The following is a 19875-nucleotide window of genomic DNA, read 5'->3' as shown; positions in this document are numbered from 1 at the left end:
TCATCATGGGGTAAGGCGCAGCGGAACTGCCGCTGCGCTGATTCAATTCAAAAAAATCTCGACTCATGGCTGGGCACTCCAGCCGCCATCCGGAGCGGCAAAACGATAGACCATCGGACGTTTTTCACCATCGGCACGCGGGCCGAAATTGTTGTCGATCCCGACCCAGGCACCGTCGGCATCCACCAACAGGGCTTCAGCCAGGCCATACGACTGCGGGTAACGTCGCTGCGGCGTCAGGGCTTCGTCGGCAAACGACCAGCACAGCTCAACCTTGGCCGTGAGCGGGTCGCGCCGGCAGATCTGAAACGCATTGCGCTCCAGGGTAAACAGCTTGCCGTTGAACAGCGACAGGTCAGCAAAGTCCTTGGACACGGCCTTGGCGTTGGGGAACTGCGCCGGTTGCACTTCCTGGCCGGCCTCGCTCAACAATACACAACGGCCATCGCAATCCCATACGCTCTGCCCACGCTTGATCGAGACCAGGCCACGGCGTTCGCGCTCGGCAGCCAGCCAGATCTGATTGCCTTCAGGGTTTACCGCCAGGCCTTCGAACAAGGCATTAAAGTGCAGCAACATGCCACTGGCCCTGGCTTCACGCACCATGCCCGGCGCGATTTTCAACCACTCGGGTGCGCCCGTTGCGGGTACCTGCAACACCGCGGCATGGGCTTCGCTGACAATGTAGCGGTTGCCTGCGGCATCACAACTGATGCCTTCAAAGTCCAGGTCACCACCACGTATGAACGAAGCGGCCTTGGTGCGCGAACGCAAGCCCCAAGGCAGGCCGGACTCGGGCACGGGCGGCACGTCGATCGTCAGCGCTTGCGCGCTCCAGGTCGGCGCACGGGTATCCAGGCGGTAGATCTGGTCGTCATCGCGGTCCGAAACCGTCCACAGCTCGTTGCCACACAACGCCAGGCCCGACAGGTTCCCACCGCGCATGCCGTCAACCGGGTGTTCCGAGACCAGTTTGAGCTCTGCCACGCTGGCTGCGGCCACCTGGGTGACCGCCAGCCCGCTCAACATCAGGATCGCCAGGGCGACGCCTGTGCGCATCAGCCCAGTACCTCAGCCAGGTTGCCTTTGGATTCAAGCCAGGTCTTGCGGTCGCCGGCGCGTTTCTTCGCCAGCAGCATGTCCATCATTTCCGAGGTGGCGGCGAAGTCTTCCAGGGTCAACTGCACCAGGCGCCGGGTGTTCGGGTCCATGGTGGTTTCGCGCAGTTGCGGCGGGTTCATTTCACCCAGGCCCTTGAATCGCGTGACCTGTGGCTTGCCGCGTTTCTTCTCGGCCACCAGGCGGTCAAGGATGCCATCGCGCTCGGCTTCGTCCAGGGCGTAGAAAATTTCCTTGCCCAGGTCGATGCGGTACAGCGGCGGCATGGCGACGTAGACGTGACCGGCATCCACCAACGGGCGGAAATGCTGGACGAACAACGCGCACAGCAAGGTAGCAATGTGCAGGCCGTCAGAGTCGGCGTCGGCGAGGATACAGATCTTGCCGTAGCGCAACTGGCTCATGTCTGCCGCGCCCGGATCGACGCCGATGGCGACCGCGATGTTATGCACTTCCTGGCTGGCCAGCACTTCGCTGCCATCGACTTCCCAGGTGTTGAGGATCTTGCCGCGCAACGGCAGGATCGCCTGGAACTCCTTGTCCCGCGCTTGCTTGGCGGAACCGCCGGCGGAGTCACCTTCCACCAGGAACAGCTCGGAACGCATCGGGTCTTGCCCGGCGCAATCGGCCAGTTTGCCCGGCAGTGCCGGGCCCTGGGTGATGCGCTTGCGCTCGACCTTTTTGCTCGCCTTCAAGCGCCGGCCGGCGTTGTTGATCGCCAGCTCCGCCAGGGCCAGGCCCAGCTCGGGATGCTCGTTGAGCCACAGGCTGAAGGCGTCCTTGACCACGCCAGAGACAAACGCCGCTGCCTCGCGGGACGACAGGCGCTCCTTGGTCTGCCCGGAGAATTGCGGTTCCTGCATCTTCATCGACAGCACGAACGCGATGCGCTCCCACACGTCTTCCGGCGCCAGTTTGACGCCGCGCGGCAACAGGCTGCGGTATTCGCAGAACTCACGCATGGCATCCAGCAAGCCTTGGCGCAAACCGTTGACGTGGGTGCCGCCCTGGGCCGTGGGGATCAGGTTGACGTAGCTTTCCTGCACGCTGTCGCCACCTTCGGGCAACCACAGCAGCGCCCAGTCCACCGCTTCTTTATTACCCGACAGGCTGCCGCAGAACGGCTCGTTGGGCAGGCGCTCGAAGTCGCTGACCGAGTCTTCCAGGTAAGAGCGCAGGCCGTCTTCGTAGTGCCATTCGACCTTCTCGCCGGTGCCTTTGTCTTCAAAGCTGACCAGCAGCCCCGGGCACAGCACGGCCTTGGCCTTGAGCACGTGCTTGAGGCGGCTGATGGAGAATTTGGGCGAATCGAAATACTTGGGGTCCGGCGCAAAGTACACGCTGGTGCCGGTGTTGCGCTTGCCCACGGTGCCGATCACTTCCAGGTCGGTGGCTTTGTAGCCATCGGCGAAAGTCATCTGGTACTCGTTGCCATCGCGCTTGACCTTGACCCGCACCAGGGTCGACAGCGCGTTGACCACGGAAATACCCACGCCGTGCAAACCGCCGGAGAACTGGTAGTTCTTGTTGGAGAACTTGCCGCCGGCATGCAGCTTGGTAAGGATCAGCTCGACGCCCGGCACACCCTCTTCGGGGTGAATGTCCACCGGCATGCCACGACCGTCGTCGGACACTTCCAGGGAATGGTCGGCGTGAAGGATGACTTGCACCGACTTGGCGTGCCCGGCCAAGGCTTCGTCGACGCTGTTGTCGATGACTTCCTGGGCAAGGTGGTTCGGCCGACTGGTGTCGGTGTACATGCCGGGGCGTTTGCGCACCGGGTCGAGGCCCGAGAGGACTTCGATGGCGTCGGCGTTATAAGAGCTAGCGCTGGGAGTGGCCATGGGGTCTCGTCGTGAGTCGTTCGATTAAAAAGTGACCTGCGATTTTCTACAGTGACGAAAAATCGAAGGATTGAAACTGATCTGCGCCAATGCCGGCAAAGCACAACAGTGCCGGCAATTGCTGGGCGAACCCCTGGTAACCATGGTCGCCACCGGCCTGGATGCGCAAGGCGCAGGCCCGGTAATACTGTTGGGCCAGGCGATAATCCAGGGTTTCGTCCCCGGTCTGCAACCACACCTGATAACGCGCGGCATCCTGGGGCGCCGGTACTTCCAGCTCGGCCAAGGCCGTGACGTGGTCCTGTGTCAACTCCCAGGTCTCATCGGTGTAGAGGTTCTTCTGGGTGCCCAGGTAACCGTCGAACATCCGATGGGGACTGACCGCCGGGTTGACCAGCAACGCCTTGAGACCATGGCGTTCGGCAAGATGGGTTGCATAGTAGCCGCCGAGTGAGCTGCCGACCAGCAGTGGCCGGCCCAGTTGCGCAATCGCTTGCTCCAATTGAAGAATTGCCTGACGAGGGTGGTGATGCAGCGCCGGTACGCGTAACTGGTCGGACAGGCCAAGGGTGCCCATCACGGTGGTCAACTGGCTGGCCTTGTTGGAAGCCGGCGCACTGTTGAAGCCGTGGATATACAGGATCGAAGCGGACATGCCGGGCTCTCCGTGCTGGGGCCAAAGAGGCGCAGTTTACAGGGAATGCAGGCAGAAGCGGACCCAATGTAGGAGCTGGCTTGCCTGCGATGGCGGCGATTGAGTCAACGAGCCAGCGCCAGGTACACCGTCATCGCAGGCAAGCCAGCTCCCACCTTTTGATCAGTGTTTGCAGGCCTTAATAGCCGTTGCTGCCGTAATCGACCGTAAAAGCGAAGCCTTTGACCCGCTCCACCCCCGTTTCCAACCGTCCGTCGCCATGCAAGCGCAACCAGCGATAACCCGGTGCCTGCTCGCTGACCTGGAAATCCTCACTCCCTGGCGCAAACTGGATACAGGTGGACGGCGAAGCCAGCAGTCGCACACCGTTGCGCTCGCCGTCGATTTCCTGATGCACATGGCCCCAAAGCAATGCCTTTGTCTGCGGGAAGCGCTCAAGCACGGCAAACAGAGCCTCGGGGTTGCGCAGGCCAATCGGCTCCATCCATGCACTGCCGATGGGCACCGGATGATGGTGGAAACACACCAGGTGATGGCGATCCGGCGCTTCGCTCAAGGCCTGCGCCAGCCGTTGCAGTTGCTCGTCTTGCAAGTAACCCGGCACCGACCCGGGTACCGCCGAATCCAGCAGGGTGATACGCCAGTTGCCGATATCCACCACCGGTTCGAGCAAATCACTGTGCATGGCAGCCTGGGCCATGACCTGCGGTTCGTCGTGGTTGCCGGGAATCCAGCGCGCCGGGGCGCCAAGGGGAGCGGTCAAATCGCGAAACTGTTGATAGGACGCCAGCGTGCCGTCCTGGGACAAGTCGCCGGTCGCCAGTATCAGGTCGATGGCCGGCTGTTGCGCACGCACCAGCTCGACCACCCGCTGCAGGCTTTCACGGGTGTTCATGCCCAGCAGCGTGGCGTCAGCGTCGGCAAACAGATGGCTGTCGGACAACTGCACCAGCAACACGGCATCAGGATTCACGGCGGATACGCTCGGCAAGGCGCTCTCCCTGGCAACTACAGGAATGGACATTTGGCGCGATTATGCTGGGGCAGGACACAAAGAGGAAACCCAAGGAAGCAGACGCAGTTCACCTCTACCGCACCACTTCAAACTCATGGCCCAAGGCCAGGCAGTGGCTGAGCCATTCACCGAGGAACACATTGAGCTGTGCTTTCTCATCGGGCTGGTGCATGAACACATTCGGGTAAGGATAGATGCTGCGAAAGCGTCGTGCGTGCTCGGCGCTGATCACTTCGGCCATACGGGCGTCGTGGTAGACCTGTACTTCCAGTTGCGGCACCGGCAACCACGGCAGGCTGTGTTCCTGGCGCACCCGCAGGGTGGTGGTGTACGGGCAGGTGAGAATGACTTCCAGGGTCAGCACGCCGAGCATCTGGTCGCCATGGGTGACAGCAATGCGCCGCGCCTGGGGGGCGTGGCGCATGTCCGGGAGCAGGCGCATCAGCCGCGCATAGTTGGCCTCGCAGGCCGCTTGCAGCCCGATCAGGTCTACTCGATAACGTTCCCGTGCCTTTACTGCCATAACCCCCTCACTTCCGCGCGATTAAGCGCAAGCCATTGCAGGGCGATAATGCTGGCTGCGTTGGAAATCTTGCCGTCGCGCACCGCCTGCAAGGCATCTTCGAATGCCCAGGCGGTGACGCGGATATCTTCTGCTTCTTCTTCCAATCCATGGACGCCACCCGCGCCCGAGCTGTCGCAACGGCCCAGGTACAGGTGGACAAATTCGGTACTGCCGCCCGGCGATGGGAAATACTTGGTGATCGGCCACAGCGCGGAGAATGTCAGCCCAGCTTCCTCCTCGGCCTCGCGGTGTGCAACCTCCTCGGGTTGCTCATCCTTGTCAATCAGGCCGGCGACCATCTCCACCAGCCAGGGGTTATCGGCGCGGCCCATGGCGCCGACGCGGAACTGTTCGATCAGCACCACCTCATCGCGCAGCGGGTCGTAGGGCAGCACGCATACGGCGTCATGACGCACGAACACCTCGCGGTTGATCACCCGACTCATGCCGCCGTCGAATTTTTCGTGGCGCAGTTGCAGGCGATCGAGCTTGTAGAAGCCTTTATAGGCATTGTCACGCTGAACAATCTCGATTTTGTTCGGCGTCGACTTCGCGATGTCCGTCATGGTGTCCCTCGTTAAGCTCATGCAATGGGCGCCATCCTAACGCGCCGACGCCCGTTGATGCAGCCCCTTTGCGGTTGCCGGGAGAGGCGGCGAGCGTCAAACTCACTGCAATCAGTTTAGTGGCGAACTGGCGGCCACGTTGGCAGTCCAAGCGCTACTCTTTTCGCTTTCCATCGATTTACGAAGGACACACATGTCGCTTTTAAAAATCGCCTCCATGGCCTGTATTGCCTTGACCCTGGGTGCTTGCCAGAGCCTGTTCCAACCTGCCTATCTCAAGCCGCTGGACGTTACTACCGACAAATCGGAGCAGATCAAGCCCGGCTGTGATAGCCCGGCCTGCCCGCTGGTGAACATCGACACCGTGCATTTCCCCACCGAGCCACAACTCGACAGCCTGGTGGAACAGCGTTTGCTGCAAATGACCCGCACCACGCCTGGCGCCAGCGTACCGGCGAGCCTGACCGCCTACCGGAACACCTTCCTGCGTGAGTCGCCTGACCGCCACGGCATGTACTTGCAAGCCAAGGTACGTGACCAGCATGACGGACTGGTGATCGTTGAAGTGTCCAGCTACCTGGACACCGGCGTCGCCCACGGCGAGCCAGGCCGCGGGTTTATCAACTATTCACGGATTCTGCATAAGGAACTGACCCTGGCCGACATGCTGCTGCCCGGCCAGGAGCAGGCGTTCTGGAATACCGCTAAAGTTGCCCACAACAGCTGGTTGATCAGCACCAAGATGGATCGCGATCCGGAGTTCGTGAAGAGCTGGCCGTTTCAGAAAACCCCGAACGTGGCCCTGACCAGCGGCGGCGTGGTGCTCAAGTACAACGTCAGCACCATCGCCCCTTACGCACAGGGGCTGATCGAAATCACCCTGCCCTATACGCGCCTCACCGGCGTGATCAAGCCTGAGCTGATGCCGGCACGCCGCTGATCGGTTGTTATTGCAGGGGAGAGTGGGTGTTTGTCGGATCGCTATCGCGGGCAAGCCCGACTCCCACAGGGGACCGGCTGTGAACACAAAATCTGTGTCCACTTAGGCCAACTGTGGGAGCCGGGCTTGCCCGCGATGACGGCGGTGCAGGCACCGCCGCCTATGGATCAGACCTTCTTGTAGAGCTGGCTACCTTCCTGCTTGAACCGCTCAGCCTGCTCGGCCAAGCCCTTGGCCACATCCACATCCACCGCATCGATGCGCTGGTTGGCCGCGTACTCACGCACTTCCTGGGTGATTTTCATCGAACAGAACTTAGGCCCGCACATCGAACAGAAATGCGCGACCTTGGCCGAATCCTTCGGCAAGGTTTCATCGTGATATGAACGTGCGGTATCCGGGTCCAGGCCGAGGTTGAACTGGTCTTCCCAGCGGAACTCGAAGCGCGCCTTGCTCAAGGCGTTATCGCGAATCTGCGCGCCGGGGTGGCCTTTGGCGAGGTCGGCCGCGTGGGCCGCGATCTTGTAGGTAATGATCCCGGTCTTCACGTCATCCTTGTTCGGCAAGCCCAGGTGCTCCTTGGGCGTGACGTAGCAGAGCATGGCACAACCGAACCAGCCGATCATTGCCGCGCCGATACCCGAAGTGATGTGATCATAGCCGGGCGCAATGTCGGTGGTCAGCGGGCCTAGGGTGTAGAACGGCGCCTCGTCGCAGCACTCCAGTTGCTTGTCCATGTTCTCCTTGATCAACTGCATCGGCACATGGCCGGGGCCTTCGATCATGGTTTGCACGTCGTGCTTCCAGGCGGTCTTGGTCAGTTCGCCCAGGGTTTCCAGTTCGCCGAATTGCGCGGCGTCGTTGGCATCGGCAATCGAACCCGGGCGCAAGCCATCGCCAAGGGAGAAGCTGACGTCATAGGCCTTCATGATTTCGCAGATTTCGTCGAAATGCGTGTAGGTGAAGTTCTCTTTGTGGTGGGCCAGGCACCACTTGGCCATGATCGAACCACCACGGGAGACGATGCCGGTCACGCGCTTGGCAGTCAGCGGCACATACCGCAGCAATACCCCAGCGTGGATGGTGAAGTAGTCGACGCCCTGCTCGGCCTGTTCGATCAAGGTGTCGCGGAACAGCTCCCAGGTCAGGTCTTCGGCGGCGCCCCCGACTTTTTCCAGGGCCTGGTAGATCGGCACGGTCCCGATTGGCACTGGCGAGTTGCGGATGATCCACTCGCGGGTTTCGTGGATGTGTTTACCGGTGGACAGGTCCATCACCGTGTCCGAGCCCCAGCGAATGCCCCAGGTGAGCTTCGCCACTTCCTCTTCGATGGACGAACCCAGGGCGCTGTTGCCAATGTTGCCGTTGATCTTCACCAGGAAGTTACGGCCGATGATCATCGGTTCCAGCTCGGTGTGGTTGATGTTGGCCGGGATGATCGCGCGGCCCCGGGCGATTTCTTCGCGTACGAATTCAGGCGTGATGATTTTCGGCACGCTGGCGCCGAAGCTGTGGCCGGCGTGCTGCTGATCCAGCAAGCCACTGGCACGGGCTTCTTCAAGCTTCATGTTTTCGCGGATGGCGACGTATTCCATCTCGGCCGTGATGATGCCTTTGCGCGCGTAATGCATTTGCGTGACGTTGGCACCGGCCTTGGCGCGGCGCGGGTTCTTTACATGGGCAAAACGCAGGGCAGTCAGTTCGGCGTCGCTCAAGCGCTGCTGGCCGAAGTGCGATGTGAGACCGGGCAGGCGCTCGGTGTCGTCGCGTACTTCTATCCACGGCGAGCGCACGTCGGCCAGGCCTTTGCGCACGTCGATAATCACATTCGGGTCGGTGTAGGGGCCTGAGGTGTCGTAGACGGTAACCGGCGCGTTGATTTCGCCGCCGAAATCGGTAGGCGTGACGTCCAGGCTGATCTCGCGCATCGGCACGCGAATATCCGGGCGGGAGCCCTGCACGTAGATTTTTTGCGAGCGGGTAAACGGCTGCACGGAGCCGGAGTCGACCTTGGCCGATTCACTCAGGTGCACGGTATTTTTTAGTTTTGTACTCATCACGGGCTCTCCAACTTATCCAGGCGGTGGATTTTTGTCGGAGCGAACCTGTGACGGACGGACGCACTGTAACCAGTGCTGTGCTTGGCGCACGAGGGCTGTTCGATTGTCGAACAACATCCCGGACGAAGCACAAGAGGACTCGCCGGGTGACGAGAAATCTTGTTCCCTACGCAGGCGCTAACCTGATCAGGTTCAACGGGATCCGGTATTTACCGATCTCAGCCTTCCAACAAGGCACCCCGACAAGAACGCGGCCAGTCTAGACCATGGCGTGGGCAAATTGCCAATAGCGGTGCATTCAGCGTGATGAATGGCGCGATCGTGGGATTGTTGTGCGCAGGTCCGGCCACTACACTCGGGCACTGCTTCAAGGCTTGACGCCAGGAATGGCCAGCCTTAGCCTTGAGCGCTAAATTATAGTCGTAATATTAAAATTAGGGATCGCCTCATGCTGCGCAAACTCTCACTGGCTGTTGCCGTGTCTTGTGCGACCAACGGACTGGTCTGGGCAGCTGAAGCGCCCTTGTCCGCCAACACCGACCTGGTCAGCGTCTATCAGGAAGCGGCGCACAACAACGCCGACCTGGCCGCTGCCCGTGCGCAGTACGGCGCGCAAAAAGAAGTGGTGCCCCAGGCCCGCGCAGGTTTGCTGCCGAATCTGTCGGCCGGTGCCGACAGCAATAACGTGCGCACCCAGATCGATCAACCGGCCGCCACGGCCAACCGTGACGCCCACTCCTGGCGCGCCACCCTGAGCCAGCCGCTGTTTCGCGCCGACCGCTGGTTCCAGCTGCAAGCCGCCCAAGCGGTCAACGAGCAAGCCTCGCTGCAACTGTCGGCCTCCGAGCAGAACCTGATTTTGCAAAGTGCCGAAAGCTACTTCGCCGTACTGCGCGCCCAGGACAACCTGGCGTCGACCAAAGCCGAAGAAAATGCCTTCAAGCGCCAGCTCGACCAGTCCAACGAACGCTTCGATGTGGGCCTGTCGGACAAGACCGATGTGCTGCAATCCCAGGCCAGCTACGACACTGCCCGGGCCAACCGCATCCTGGCCCAGCGCCAGGTGGACGACGCTTTCGAAGCGCTGATCACCCTGACCAACCGCCAATACAATTCGATCCAGGGCATCGTTCATACGCTGCCGGTGCTGCCGCCGGCGCCGAACGACGCCAAGGCCTGGGTCGAAACCGCCGGGCGCCAGAATCTCAACCTGCTCGCCAGCAATTACGCGGTAACCGCCGCCGAAGAAACCCTTCGGCAGCGCAAGGCCGGCCACTTGCCGACCCTCGATGCGGTTGCGCAATACGAAAAAGGCGACAACGACGCCCTGGGTTTCAGCAACCCGAATCAGTTGCCCATCCCGTACGGTGGCGATGTGTCGCAACGCACCGTCGGCCTGCGCTTGAACATCCCGATCTATAGCGGCGGCCTTACCAGCTCGCAAGTGCGCGAATCCTATTCGCGCCTCGACCAGACCGAGCAACAACGTGAAGGCCTGCGCCGCCAAGTGGTGGAAAACACCCGCAATCTGCACCGTGCAGTCAACACCGATGTGGAGCAGGTGCAAGCGCGCCGCCAGTCGATCATCTCCAACCAGAGCGCAGTGGAAGCCACGGAAATCGGCTATCAGGTGGGCACGCGCAACATCGTCGACGTGCTGGACTCACAGCGCCAGCTGTACGCGTCGGTGCGCAACTACAACAACAGCCGCTACGATTACATCCTCGACAACCTGCGCTTGAAGCAGGCGGCCGGCACGCTCAACCCGGGGGATTTGCAAGATCTGGCGCGCTATCTCAAGGCTGACTACAACCCGGACAAAGACTTCCTGCCGCCGGACCTGGCCAAAGCCGCTGCCGAACAGCTCAAGGCCCGCCCCGGCTATTAAAATGTGGGAGCTGGCTTGCCTGCGATGCAGACACCTCGGTACATCAGGTACACCGAGGTGATGCTATCGCAGGCAAGCCAGCTCCCACATTGGGTTGGTGTTGTCAGTGTTTGATCAGTTTGTCCAAACCGTCCAGTAAACGCTTGAGCGCGCCCTGATTGGCCTGCATCACCTTGAGCCCCGCCTGCGCCATCTTGCGTGCGTCCTGGGGCAACTCAAACAACTGTCGCACCGCTTCGGCCAGCCCATCGGCATCGTCCACCTCTCGCAAAGCCCCGGCGTCGCGCATCATCGCGGTGATGTCGAGGAAGTTGAAGACATGCGGGCCCATGATCACCGGTTTACCCAGCGCCGCCGGTTCCAGCGGGTTGTGCCCGCCGGTCGGCACCAGGCTGCCGCCGACGAATGCGCTGTCGGCCAGGGCGTAAAGAAACAGCAATTCGCCCATGGTGTCGCCGAGCAGCACCGAGGTGTGCTCGGTAACCGGCTCGCCGCTGGAGCGACGCACGGTGGCAAACCCTTGCTGCACGCAGCGCTCAAACGTAGGGCCAAAGCGCTCCTGATGACGGGGCACCAGAATCAGCAGTGCATTGGGATAGTTCGCCAGCAACTGGCGATGAGCGGCCAGCACCACGTCGTCTTCACCTTCGTGGGTACTGGCGGCGATCCAGACCGGACGCTCGCTGGCGCCCCATTGTTCACGCAGGGCAGCGGCGCGGGCCGTCAACTGCGGGTCGATGCTCAGGTCGAACTTGATCGAGCCGGTCACTTCCACGGTTTCAGGACGTGCACCCAGGCTGCGCAAGCGTTCGGCCTCGGTCTCGGTCTGTACGGCGAACAGGCTCATTTCTGCCAGCATCGGCGCCGTCAGCTTGGCAAATCGCGCGTACCCCTTGGCCGAGCGCGCCGACAACCGCGCATTGGCCAGCGCCACCGGGATACCGCGCTGGGCACAGGCGTGGATATGGTTGGGCCACAGCTCGGTTTCCATGATCACCGCCAGCGTGGGCTGGACGCGGTTCAAAAAACGCTTGGCGGCGCACGGTAAGTCGTACGGCAAATAGCAGTGCTGGATGCGCGGTTCGTTGGCGAACAACGCCTGGATCCGCTCGGAACCGGTGGGCGTCATGCAGGTGACGGTAATCGGCAGCTGTGGATAACGCTCCAACAAGCCGCGAACCATCGGGGCGGCGGCAATGCTTTCGCCGACCGACACCGCGTGCACCCAGATCCCGCCGGGCCGCATCACCGGAAAGCCATAGGAAAACCGCTCGCCCACCCGCTTGGCATAGGCCGGCGCTTTGCGCGCACGCAACCACAAGCGTAAAGCCACCAACGGCAGCGCCAGGTAAAACAGACAGCTGTAGAGAGTTCTATTCATGGCGGCGGAGTTTATCGGCTTTTTCAGTCGATCGCCTGCAAGCACTCGGCAAAACGTTTGGCCAGGAAGCGCGCGGCAGGCCCAAGGTGCTCGTCGCGGCGCCACACCAGTTCCACCACCAGGGCGGGCGGGGTCCACTCGCTGGCCAATTCGACCATCTGTTGCTGGTAGGTCGGGTATTGCACGATATGCCGAGGCAGCCAGGCCCAGCCCAGGCCACTCATCAGCCATTCGGCCAATACGTAGAAGCTGTCGGCGCGCCACACCAGGGGGCTGGCCGCCTCGCTGCCGGGGTAGACGCTGGTCTGGGTCGACATCAGCAACTGCCGAAACTGGGCCAGGTGTTGGCACGTCACGTACTGCTCCTTGGCCAACGGGTGATTGACTCCGCACACCGTGACCATTTCCACGCTGCCCACCACCCTTCGCTCCAGGGCTTCGGGAATCTGGTCGTGATAGAACAACAGCCCCAGGTCCGCCTTGCGCTCCACCAGCTTGCGCGCCACATCGCCCTGGGCCGCGCTGGACAACTGCACCTCCAGCAGCGGGTAGTGCACGGCCAGCGCCTCCAGGCTGTCGAGCACAGGCTGGAACAACATCGCCTCATCCTGAGCCAGGCGCAGGCAGGCTTCCTCGCCGCGGGTCAACGACAACGCCCGGCCCGTGAGGCGCTCACACTGGCGCAGCACCTCACGCGCTTCCTCCAACAACACACTGCCGGCCTCGGTCAGGCGCGGTTGCCGGCCGCTGCTACGTTCGAACAGGACAACGCCCAAGTCAGCCTCCAGCAGGGCAATGCCACTGCTGACCGCCGATTGCGCCTTGCGCTGCCCACGCGCCACGGCAGAAAACGAGCGCTGCTCGGCGACGCTGACAAACAGGCGCATCTGCTCCAGATCCCATTGCACGCTCATGGCTCAACCCATCTCAATTCCAGATAGGTAATGACTTTACCCCATCTGGCGAACCTCTAGAATGCCGACCTTATCAAATGCGCATCACCTCGAGGATTGCCCCATGAATGCCGCCTACTACTACTTGGCCATCGCCATCTGCTCGGAAGTGATCGCCACCGTTTCCATGAAAGCCATCAAAGGCTGGAGCACCCCTATTCCGTTGTTGCTGGTGATCGTCGGTTACGGCGTGGCGTTCTGGATGCTGACCCTAGTGGTACGCACCGTGCCGGTCGGCGTGGCATACGCGGTATGGGCCGGGATGGGCATCGTGATGGTCAGCATCGCGGCGTTGTTCATCTACGGGCAGAAGTTGGATGTGCCGGCGATGCTGGGGATGGGCCTGATTGTGCTGGGCGTGGTGGTGATTCAGCTGTTCTCGAAAACCGCCGGACACTGACCGCCACTCAACAGCCTGTATACTGCGCCTCTTGTCTTGAACACTGAGGTCGCCGATGCCATCCGTTATTTCCACCGACGTTCTGATTGTCGGCGCCGGGGTTGCCGGCCTCTGGCTCAATGCGCGCCTGCGCGGCCAGGGGTTTTCCACGGTACTGGTGGAAAGCGCCACCCTGGGCGGCGGGCAAAGCCTGAAGTCCCAGGGCATCATCCACGGCGGTGCGAAATACGCCCTGCATGGCGCCCTCACCGGCGCCTCCGAAGCCATTGCCGATATGCCGCGCCGCTGGCGTGAAGCCCTGGCCGGCAACGGCGAGCTGGACCTGTCCGGTGTGCGCGTGCTGTCCCAGGCACATTACTTGTGGTCGCCCGGGACGATTGCCGGCAACCTCACCAGCTTTTTCGCCAGCAAGGCCGTGCGTGGCCGCGTCGATCAGGTCAAGGGCGACGAACTGCCCCTGGCGCTGCAGGACCGTCGCTTCAAAGGCAAGGTCTACCGCCTGGCCGAGCTGGTGGTGGACGTACCCAGCCTGATCAATCGCTTGGCGCAACTGGCTGGTGACAGCCTGCTCGCAGGTGTGCACATCGAACCGTTGCTGGAGGGTGACACCCTGGTGGGCTTGAAGGTCGATGGCCGTGAGATCCGCGCCCAGCGCATAGTCCTGAGCGCTGGCGGCGGCACGGCAGACTTGCTCGCCGCCCTGGGCCATAGCCAGCCGGCCATGCAAAAACGCCCGCTGCACATGATCATCGCCAAAGGCCCCGGCCTCAAGCCGCTGTACGCCCACTGCCTGGGCGGCGGCACCAAGCCACGGATTACCGTGACCACCCACCCGGCCGCGGATGGCAACTGGGTGTGGTACATGGGCGGTGATATCGCCGAGGCTGACGGTGTGGCGCGTACGCCGCAAGAACAGATCGCCACCGCGCAGAAAGAGCTGGCGCAACTGCTGCCCTGGATCGACATGAGCCAGACCCAGTGGGCCACCCTGCGGGTGGATCGCGCCGAGCCGCTGCAATCGGGGCTGAGCCGTCCCGATAACGCGTTCCTTGCCGAAGACGGCCGCCTGCTGGTCGGCTGGCCCACCAAACTGGCCCTGGCGCCGGACTTCGCCGACCGCGTACTCCACGCTCTGGAGCGCGACGGCATCCGCCCAGGCGCCAATACCCCGCTGCCCGAGCTGCCAGCACCGGCAATCGGCCAACCCGTCTGGGAGCACCTGTTGCCATGAGCCTGCCAACCCTGCACGACCTGCATCGCCCCCTGGGCAGCACCGGCCTGCTGGTGTCGCCCCTGGGCCTGGGCACCGTCAAGTTGGGCCGCGACCAAGGGGTGAAATACCCCAACGGCTTTCAGATCCCTGGCGACGACGAGGCCCGCATGCTGTTGCGCCAGGCCCGCGAACTGGGCATCAACCTGATCGACACCGCACCGGCCTATGGCATGAGCGAAGAGCGCCTGGGGCCGCTGCTGCGTGACCAGCGCAAGGACTGGGTCATCGTCAGCAAGGTTGGCGAAGAGTTTGCCAATGGCGTGTCCCATCACGATTTCAGCGCGGCCCATACGCGGATGTCGATCGAACGCAGTCTGAAACGACTTGAAACGGATTTCATCGACCTGGTGCTGGTGCACTCCGACGGCAACGACTTGCATATCCTCAACGATTGCGAGGTTTACCAGACCCTGGCGCAGTTGAAGAAAGACGGCAAGATTCGCGGTTTCGGCTTCTCCGGCAAAACCGTCGAGGGCGGCGTGAAAGCGCTGGAACAGGGCGACTGCGCGATGGTCACCTACAACCTCAACGAACAGGCTGAGAAGGCCGTGATCGACTATGCGGCCGCCCACGGCAAGGGCATCCTGGTGAAAAAGGCGCTGGCCAGCGGCCACGTATGCCTGGAACCGGGAATGGATCCAATTCAGGCCAGTTTCACCTTGTTGTTCGCGCAAACGGGCGTCGCCAGTGCTATTGTCGGGACCATTAATCCGCTGCACCTGGCCCATAACGTAGCAACTGCTGCCCGGGTCATTCGTCAACTCTGATGCCGCCCACGCGGCCGACCCCGTCGCAAGAAGGAGCCGACATGCCGCGTACGCTCATAAGAAAGAACCCCAGCAACTTCAAGACACTGCCGCTGCACGTCGAAGCCACCCCCGAAGGCCTGAGCTACCAGAGCGTCGGCATGCCGCTCAACTTCGCCCAGACCCTGCAACGGCGCAAGCCGGTCGAGGTACCAGATGCCGAACGCTTCGCCCTGGAACTGGCGAACCTCGGCGTCTCGGTACGCCTGACCCTGCACTGGCAAAACAAGGACTACTGGGTGCTGGTGCGCCAACGCCGCCAGGACCGTGGCGACGTGGTGCTCAAGCTGATCTCCGGCTACGTCCCGGCCCATGAACTGAACCTGCCGCTGCACACCGCCATCCAGGAAATTGCTGAAGAGTGCCTGCTCGAAACACCCGAAGGCTGGCTCGGCGGGCGCTTCAACGACACCTGGCTGCCGGCGCCCTACTCCGCCGCCCTGCATTACCGCGAAGCCCTACCGTTTCGGCTCAGCCCCTTGTCCGGCGCCGCACGCCCGGTACGCTGCGCCACCATGCAACTGATCGAGCGCCCACGGGCCTACGTGCACCTGCCGACCGCCTCGCTGCAATTGATTTATGACCTGCGCCTGGAAGTGCCGAAGGAGGCCAAGTCCCTCAGTTTGTTTCATGTGGATGAGCGTTTGGAGGGCGACCAACTGGTGGCACGCCTGGATCGTCAGCGTCCGGACCTGTACTTGATGCCGCTCAAAGACGGCGAGCCGCTTGCAGAGTTGTATACCGTCAAGAAGGATCAGCTGTACCCAGCCAGCACGCGCGGCCTGTATCTGGCGGAAAGTTTTGCCCAGCAAGAAGGCTGGCTGGTGCGCGATGAGCGCATTCGCTGGAAGGACTGGCTCAGGCAGCAGGGCCTGGCAGAGCCGGAAAAAGACTCCAAGCTCAAGCGCTTGACCGGCAAGGCGCGGCAGATGCTGCGCAAGATCGTGCCGAAGAAAAGCTAGGGGCGAGCAGGCTCGCCCCACGGGGTATCACTCGTTGTTGCGGATCTTCTCGACAATCGCGGTGGTGGAGCTGTTTTCAACCAACCCCAGCACTTTGACCGTGCCACCGTAGGCACTGACGATGTCCGCACCGACCACTTGGTCGACGCTGTAGTCACCGCCCTTGACCAGCACGTCGGGCTTGACCTGGGCCAACAGATTTTCCGGCGTGCCTTCAGAGAAGCTGATCACCCAGTCCACCGCACCCAGGCCCGCGAGTACCGCCATGCGCCGGTCAACGCTGTTGATCGGGCGGCCAGGGCCTTTCAAGCGGCTGACCGACGCATCATCGTTGACCGCGACGATCAAACGGTCGCCTTGGGCACTCGCCTGCTCCAGGTACGTCACATGCCCGGCGTGCAGGATGTCAAAGCAACCGTTGGTGAACACAATGCTTTCGTTGTGAGCCCGGGCATCGTCAATCGCCAGCAGCAATTGCTCCAGGCCTAGCACACCGCGCTCCGAGCCTTCCGAGCGCTGAATCGCACGGCGCAACTCCGGTGCGCTGATGGCGGCGGTACCCAGCTTGCCCACCACAATGCCCGCCGCCAGGTTGGCCAGTGCCACGGCGTGGGGCAGTTCTTCACCGGCAGCAATGGAGGCTGCCAGGGTAGAAATCACGGTATCACCGGCGCCGGTGACGTCGAACACTTCACGGGCACGCGCTGGCAGGTGCATCGCCGGATGGCCTGGACGCAGCAGGGTCATGCCGTGCTCGCCACGGGTCACCAGCAAGGCGCCCAAGTCGAGATCGGCCATCAGCGCCGCGCCCTTGCTCACCAGTTCGTGCTCATCAGCGCAACCGCCGACGATGGTTTCGAACTCACTGAGGTTGGGCGTGAGCAGGCTGGCGCCTCGGTAAACCGAAAAGTCCTTGCCCTTGGGATCGGCCAGCACCGGAATGTTGCGGGCCTTGGCGGCCTGGATCAACACCTGGTGATTCTGCAAGGCGCCTTTGCCGTAGTCGGACAACACCAGCACCTTGATACCTTCGAGCAGTGCCTCGACCTGGTCGCCAAGGGCCAGGGCGTCGGTGGCGAAGGGTTCTTCAAAATCGATACGCAGCAACTGCTGATGACGGCTCATGACCCGCAGCTTGACGATGGTCGGCTGATGGGCGATGCGCTGAAACAACGCACGCACGCCGGCGCCCTGCAGGCTGTTGGCCAGGCTTTCGGCCGCTTCGTCGTCGCCGGTCACCCCCACCAGGGAGGCCGGGGCGCCGAGGGCGGCAATATTGAGCGCGACGTTGGCAGCGCCACCTGGGCGGTCTTCGATTTGCTCGACCTTGACGACCGGTACCGGAGCCTCAGGGGAAATCCGTGAGGTACCACCATGCCAGTAACGGTCGTGTATGACATCGCCGACCACCAAGACAGCGGCTTGATTGAATCGCGGCATGGACAACTTCATGGAGCAACCCACATACAAAATGAACAGGGGCGCGATATTAGCACAGGGTTTGCGATGGCTTGCGACCGCCGCAGGGCAAATGTGGGAGGGGATTTGCTCTCTGTAGGAGCGAGCAAGCTCGCTCCTACATTTCATTACCCCGTGATGCCGGGTGGATCAGGTGATATCAGCCTGCACCGGTGCATCCAGGCCCATGGCATGCAGGCGGGCGTAGTAACCGTTCTGCGCCAACAACTCGCCGTGGGTACCACGCTCGACAATCCGCCCGTCGTCCATCACCAGAATCAGGTCAGCCTTCTCGATGGTGGACAGGCGGTGTGCGATCACCAGAGTCGTGCGGCCTTGCATGACCTTATCGAGTGCCGCCTGAATATGCCGCTCGGACTCGGTGTCGAGAGCGGAGGTGGCCTCGTCGAGAATCAGCAGCGGCGCATTCTTGAGCAAGGCGCGCGCAATCGCCAGGCGCTGGCGCTGGCCGCCCGACAACAGCACACCGTTCTCACCCACCTGGGTATCGAAGCCCTTGGGCAACTGATCGATGAAGTCCTTGGCATTGGCATCCGCCGCCGCCGCTTCGACGTCGGCGCGAGGCGCACCGGCCAGGTCGCCATAGGCAATGTTGTTGGTCACGGTGTCGCTGAACAGGGTCACATGCTGGGTGACCTGGGCAATATGCTTGCGCAGGTTGAGCAGCTTGTAGTCTTCGATCTCGATGCCATCGAGCAGGATCTCACCGCTTTCATGGTGGTAGAAACGCGGGATCAGGCTGGCCAGGGTCGACTTGCCGCTGCCGGAACGACCCACCAGCGCAATCATCTGCCCAGGCTCGGCGGTGAAGCTGATGTCCTTGAGCACATGGCGATCGGTGCCAGGGTAGGTGAAGTTCAGGTGACGCACTTCCAGACGACCGCTGACCTTGTCGCGTTCGAGAGTGCCGTGGTCGACCTCAACGTCCTCGTCCAGTTGTTCGAAGATGCTTTCGGCGCCCGCCACGCCTTTCTGGATGGTCGAGCTGACTTCCGAAAGTTGGCGGATCGGCTTGGGCAACAAGCCCGCCAGGGTGATGTAGGCCACCATGTCACCCGCCGAGGCGTCGCCACGCAGGTACAGCACCAGGAACATCAGCACGGCCATGGCGGAGTAGATCACCAATTGCAGCGCCGGGGTGTAGATCGCCCCGGTGCGGGTCATGCGCAGTTGCTTGTTGGTGTTGCTCTGGCTGGCCTTGAAAAAGCGCTTCTGTTCGTAGACTTCACCGCCGAAGCTGCGCACCACGCGGTAGCCCTGGATGGTCTCCGAGGCCACGTGGGTCACGTCGCCCATGGCCACCTGAATCTTCTTGCTCTGCTTGCGAAATTTCTTGCTTGCGGTACTGACCATCACGGCAATCAACGGCAGGATCGCGATCATTACCAAGGTGAGGCGCCAGTTCATGTACAGCAAAGAAGCGAACAGGAAGATCACCGTCATGCCTTCGCGAATCACCACCTTGATGGCATCGGTCGCGGCACCCGTGACCATGGTCACGTTGAAGGTAATGCGGGAAATAAGGTGCCCGGAGTTGTGGTTATCGAAGTAACGGTTGGGCAGTGTCAGCAGGTTGTTGAACAGCTGCACCCGCAGGTCGTGGACCAAACCCAGGGAGACCTTGGCCAACAGGTAGTTGCCCAGGAATGAACCCAGGCCCTGCCAGGCCGCGATCAGGATAATCAGCAGCGGCACCGCCTGCAGCAATTGCAGGTCGCGCAAAAAGGGCACGGTCGGGAACAGCACAGCTTCCGGATTGGAAAGACCGTCGACAAAGTACTTGAGGATGTAACCCAGCATCGGTTGGGTCGACGCGAAAATCAGAAATCCAAGGATACTCAACGCGAACAAGCCCATATAGGGCTTAACGTAACTGAGCAGGCGGAAGTATATTTTCAAGCTCGAAGGGCTTGCGCTCGGACTGGAGTCGGTCATATCACGCGGCGTTTTGAAAAAGGAGGCTGACTTT

At 61.9% G+C, this 19875-nt stretch carries 17 protein-coding genes and 1 riboswitch; of the genes, 6 read left to right on the top strand and 11 right to left on the bottom strand.

Annotated elements, in window-relative coordinates:
- Positions 1-63 precede the first annotated feature (63 nt).
- From BT199_RS15065 to BT199_RS15040, 6 genes are all read right to left on the bottom strand, one after another.
- On the bottom strand, positions 64-1059 hold the full coding sequence (locus tag BT199_RS15065; RefSeq protein WP_020301637.1) for an esterase-like activity of phytase family protein: 996 nt from the start codon (positions 1057-1059) through the stop codon (positions 64-66).
- Positions 1059-2963 (bottom strand): DNA topoisomerase IV subunit B, encoded by a 1905-nt coding sequence (gene parE / locus BT199_RS15060; protein ID WP_003188026.1) that lies wholly within the window; start codon positions 2961-2963, stop codon positions 1059-1061. The genes BT199_RS15065 and parE overlap by 1 nt, the downstream gene beginning before the upstream one ends.
- 46 nt (positions 2964-3009) lie before the next feature.
- A complete protein-coding gene (locus BT199_RS15055) occupies positions 3010-3618 on the bottom strand; it encodes a YqiA/YcfP family alpha/beta fold hydrolase (protein WP_014716651.1) in 609 nt (202 codons plus the stop codon).
- Positions 3619-3796: 178 nt separating this feature from the next.
- Positions 3797-4609, bottom strand: a complete 813-nt coding sequence (gene cpdA / locus BT199_RS15050; RefSeq protein WP_072434855.1) for a 3',5'-cyclic-AMP phosphodiesterase — start codon at positions 4607-4609, stop codon at positions 3797-3799.
- A 97-nt stretch (positions 4610-4706) separates the two neighbouring features.
- Positions 4707-5156 carry a DUF1249 domain-containing protein gene (locus BT199_RS15045; RefSeq protein WP_003188022.1) on the bottom strand — a complete coding sequence of 150 codons (450 nt, stop codon included), beginning with the start codon at positions 5154-5156 and terminating at the stop codon, positions 4707-4709.
- Complete coding sequence (locus BT199_RS15040; RefSeq protein ID WP_014716649.1) at positions 5147-5764, bottom strand: NUDIX domain-containing protein; 618 nt, start codon at positions 5762-5764, stop codon at positions 5147-5149. Before BT199_RS15040 ends, BT199_RS15045 begins: the two co-directional genes overlap by 10 nt.
- A 193-nt stretch (positions 5765-5957) precedes the next feature.
- Here BT199_RS15040 and BT199_RS15035 point away from each other — a divergent pair, with 193 nt between their 5' ends.
- Complete coding sequence (locus BT199_RS15035) at positions 5958-6704, top strand: RsiV family protein (RefSeq protein ID WP_072434853.1); 747 nt, start codon at positions 5958-5960, stop codon at positions 6702-6704.
- Positions 6705-6871: 167 nt separating this feature from the next.
- On the opposite strand, the gene thiC is transcribed toward BT199_RS15035, so the two are convergent.
- The gene (gene thiC / locus BT199_RS15030) at positions 6872-8761 is read right to left on the bottom strand and encodes a phosphomethylpyrimidine synthase ThiC (RefSeq protein WP_014716647.1); all 1890 of its coding nucleotides are present in this window, start codon (positions 8759-8761) and stop codon (positions 6872-6874) included.
- A gap of 149 nt (positions 8762-8910) precedes the next feature.
- Positions 8911-9016: riboswitch (TPP riboswitch) on the bottom strand.
- 196 nt (positions 9017-9212) lie between these two features.
- Between thiC and BT199_RS15025 the strand changes: the two genes are divergently transcribed.
- Positions 9213-10652 carry a TolC family outer membrane protein gene (locus BT199_RS15025; protein ID WP_014716646.1) on the top strand — a complete coding sequence of 480 codons (1440 nt, stop codon included), beginning with the start codon at positions 9213-9215 and terminating at the stop codon, positions 10650-10652.
- A 103-nt stretch (positions 10653-10755) separates the two neighbouring features.
- Here the strand turns inward: BT199_RS15025 and waaA are convergent, their stop codons facing one another.
- Both waaA and BT199_RS15010 read right to left on the bottom strand, forming a co-directional pair.
- The gene (gene waaA, locus BT199_RS15015) at positions 10756-12033 is read right to left on the bottom strand and encodes a lipid IV(A) 3-deoxy-D-manno-octulosonic acid transferase (RefSeq protein ID WP_020301640.1); all 1278 of its coding nucleotides are present in this window, start codon (positions 12031-12033) and stop codon (positions 10756-10758) included.
- 23 nt (positions 12034-12056) lie between these two features.
- On the bottom strand, positions 12057-12947 hold the full coding sequence (locus BT199_RS15010) for a LysR family transcriptional regulator (protein ID WP_014716644.1): 891 nt from the start codon (positions 12945-12947) through the stop codon (positions 12057-12059).
- A 103-nt stretch (positions 12948-13050) separates the two neighbouring features.
- Between BT199_RS15010 and BT199_RS15005 the strand changes: the two genes are divergently transcribed.
- From BT199_RS15005 to BT199_RS14990, 4 genes are read left to right on the top strand one after another with little or no spacing between them, the layout of a single operon-like run.
- Positions 13051-13386 (top strand): DMT family transporter, encoded by a 336-nt coding sequence (locus BT199_RS15005; protein ID WP_003188013.1) that lies wholly within the window; start codon positions 13051-13053, stop codon positions 13384-13386.
- A 55-nt stretch (positions 13387-13441) separates the two neighbouring features.
- The gene (locus BT199_RS15000) at positions 13442-14617 is read left to right on the top strand and encodes an NAD(P)/FAD-dependent oxidoreductase (RefSeq protein WP_072434851.1); all 1176 of its coding nucleotides are present in this window, start codon (positions 13442-13444) and stop codon (positions 14615-14617) included.
- A complete protein-coding gene (locus BT199_RS14995) occupies positions 14614-15426 on the top strand; it encodes an aldo/keto reductase (protein WP_014716642.1) in 813 nt (270 codons plus the stop codon). Before BT199_RS15000 ends, BT199_RS14995 begins: the two co-directional genes overlap by 4 nt.
- 41 nt (positions 15427-15467) lie before the next feature.
- Positions 15468-16427, top strand: coding sequence for a hypothetical protein (locus BT199_RS14990; RefSeq protein ID WP_003188010.1), 960 nt, complete (start codon positions 15468-15470; stop codon positions 16425-16427).
- Positions 16428-16454: 27 nt separating this feature from the next.
- Here BT199_RS14990 and hldE read toward each other — a convergent pair whose 3' ends face one another.
- Together hldE and msbA are read right to left on the bottom strand one after the other, a co-directional pair.
- Positions 16455-17879, bottom strand: a complete 1425-nt coding sequence (gene hldE / locus BT199_RS14985; RefSeq protein ID WP_072434850.1) for a bifunctional D-glycero-beta-D-manno-heptose-7-phosphate kinase/D-glycero-beta-D-manno-heptose 1-phosphate adenylyltransferase HldE — start codon at positions 17877-17879, stop codon at positions 16455-16457.
- Between the two features lie 156 nt (positions 17880-18035).
- Positions 18036-19841 carry a lipid A export permease/ATP-binding protein MsbA gene (msbA, locus tag BT199_RS14980; RefSeq protein ID WP_014716640.1) on the bottom strand — a complete coding sequence of 602 codons (1806 nt, stop codon included), beginning with the start codon at positions 19839-19841 and terminating at the stop codon, positions 18036-18038.
- Between the last annotated feature and the right edge of the window lie 34 nt (positions 19842-19875).

Origin of the sequence: Pseudomonas sp. NFR02, assembly GCF_900119375.1 — a bacterium.
Taxonomy (GTDB): domain Bacteria; phylum Pseudomonadota; class Gammaproteobacteria; order Pseudomonadales; family Pseudomonadaceae; genus Aquipseudomonas; species Aquipseudomonas paracarnis.
Note: the sequence above shows the minus strand (reverse complement) of the source record. Positions and strands in the feature narration are given on the sequence as shown.

Excerpts from the sequence above, each read along its gene's own strand:
- BT199_RS15065 (WP_020301637.1), bottom strand. The coding sequence starts at position 1,059 with ATGCGCACAGGCGTCGCCCTGGCGATCCTGATGTTGAGCGGGCTGGCG.
- parE (WP_003188026.1), bottom strand. The coding sequence starts at position 2,963 with ATGGCCACTCCCAGCGCTAGCTCTTATAACGCCGACGCCATCGAAGTC.
- BT199_RS15055 (WP_014716651.1), bottom strand. The coding sequence starts at position 3,618 with ATGTCCGCTTCGATCCTGTATATCCACGGCTTCAACAGTGCGCCGGCT.
- BT199_RS15045 (WP_003188022.1), bottom strand. The coding sequence starts at position 5,156 with ATGGCAGTAAAGGCACGGGAACGTTATCGAGTAGACCTGATCGGGCTG.
- BT199_RS15040 (WP_014716649.1), bottom strand. The coding sequence starts at position 5,764 with ATGACGGACATCGCGAAGTCGACGCCGAACAAAATCGAGATTGTTCAG.
- BT199_RS15035 (WP_072434853.1), top strand. The coding sequence starts at position 5,958 with ATGTCGCTTTTAAAAATCGCCTCCATGGCCTGTATTGCCTTGACCCTG.
- thiC (WP_014716647.1), bottom strand. The coding sequence starts at position 8,761 with ATGAGTACAAAACTAAAAAATACCGTGCACCTGAGTGAATCGGCCAAG.
- BT199_RS15025 (WP_014716646.1), top strand. The coding sequence starts at position 9,213 with ATGCTGCGCAAACTCTCACTGGCTGTTGCCGTGTCTTGTGCGACCAAC.
- waaA (WP_020301640.1), bottom strand. The coding sequence starts at position 12,033 with ATGAATAGAACTCTCTACAGCTGTCTGTTTTACCTGGCGCTGCCGTTG.
- BT199_RS15010 (WP_014716644.1), bottom strand. The coding sequence starts at position 12,947 with ATGAGCGTGCAATGGGATCTGGAGCAGATGCGCCTGTTTGTCAGCGTC.
- BT199_RS15005 (WP_003188013.1), top strand. The coding sequence starts at position 13,051 with ATGAATGCCGCCTACTACTACTTGGCCATCGCCATCTGCTCGGAAGTG.
- BT199_RS15000 (WP_072434851.1), top strand. The coding sequence starts at position 13,442 with ATGCCATCCGTTATTTCCACCGACGTTCTGATTGTCGGCGCCGGGGTT.
- BT199_RS14995 (WP_014716642.1), top strand. The coding sequence starts at position 14,614 with ATGAGCCTGCCAACCCTGCACGACCTGCATCGCCCCCTGGGCAGCACC.
- BT199_RS14990 (WP_003188010.1), top strand. The coding sequence starts at position 15,468 with ATGCCGCGTACGCTCATAAGAAAGAACCCCAGCAACTTCAAGACACTG.
- hldE (WP_072434850.1), bottom strand. The coding sequence starts at position 17,879 with ATGAAGTTGTCCATGCCGCGATTCAATCAAGCCGCTGTCTTGGTGGTC.
- msbA (WP_014716640.1), bottom strand. The coding sequence starts at position 19,841 with ATGACCGACTCCAGTCCGAGCGCAAGCCCTTCGAGCTTGAAAATATAC.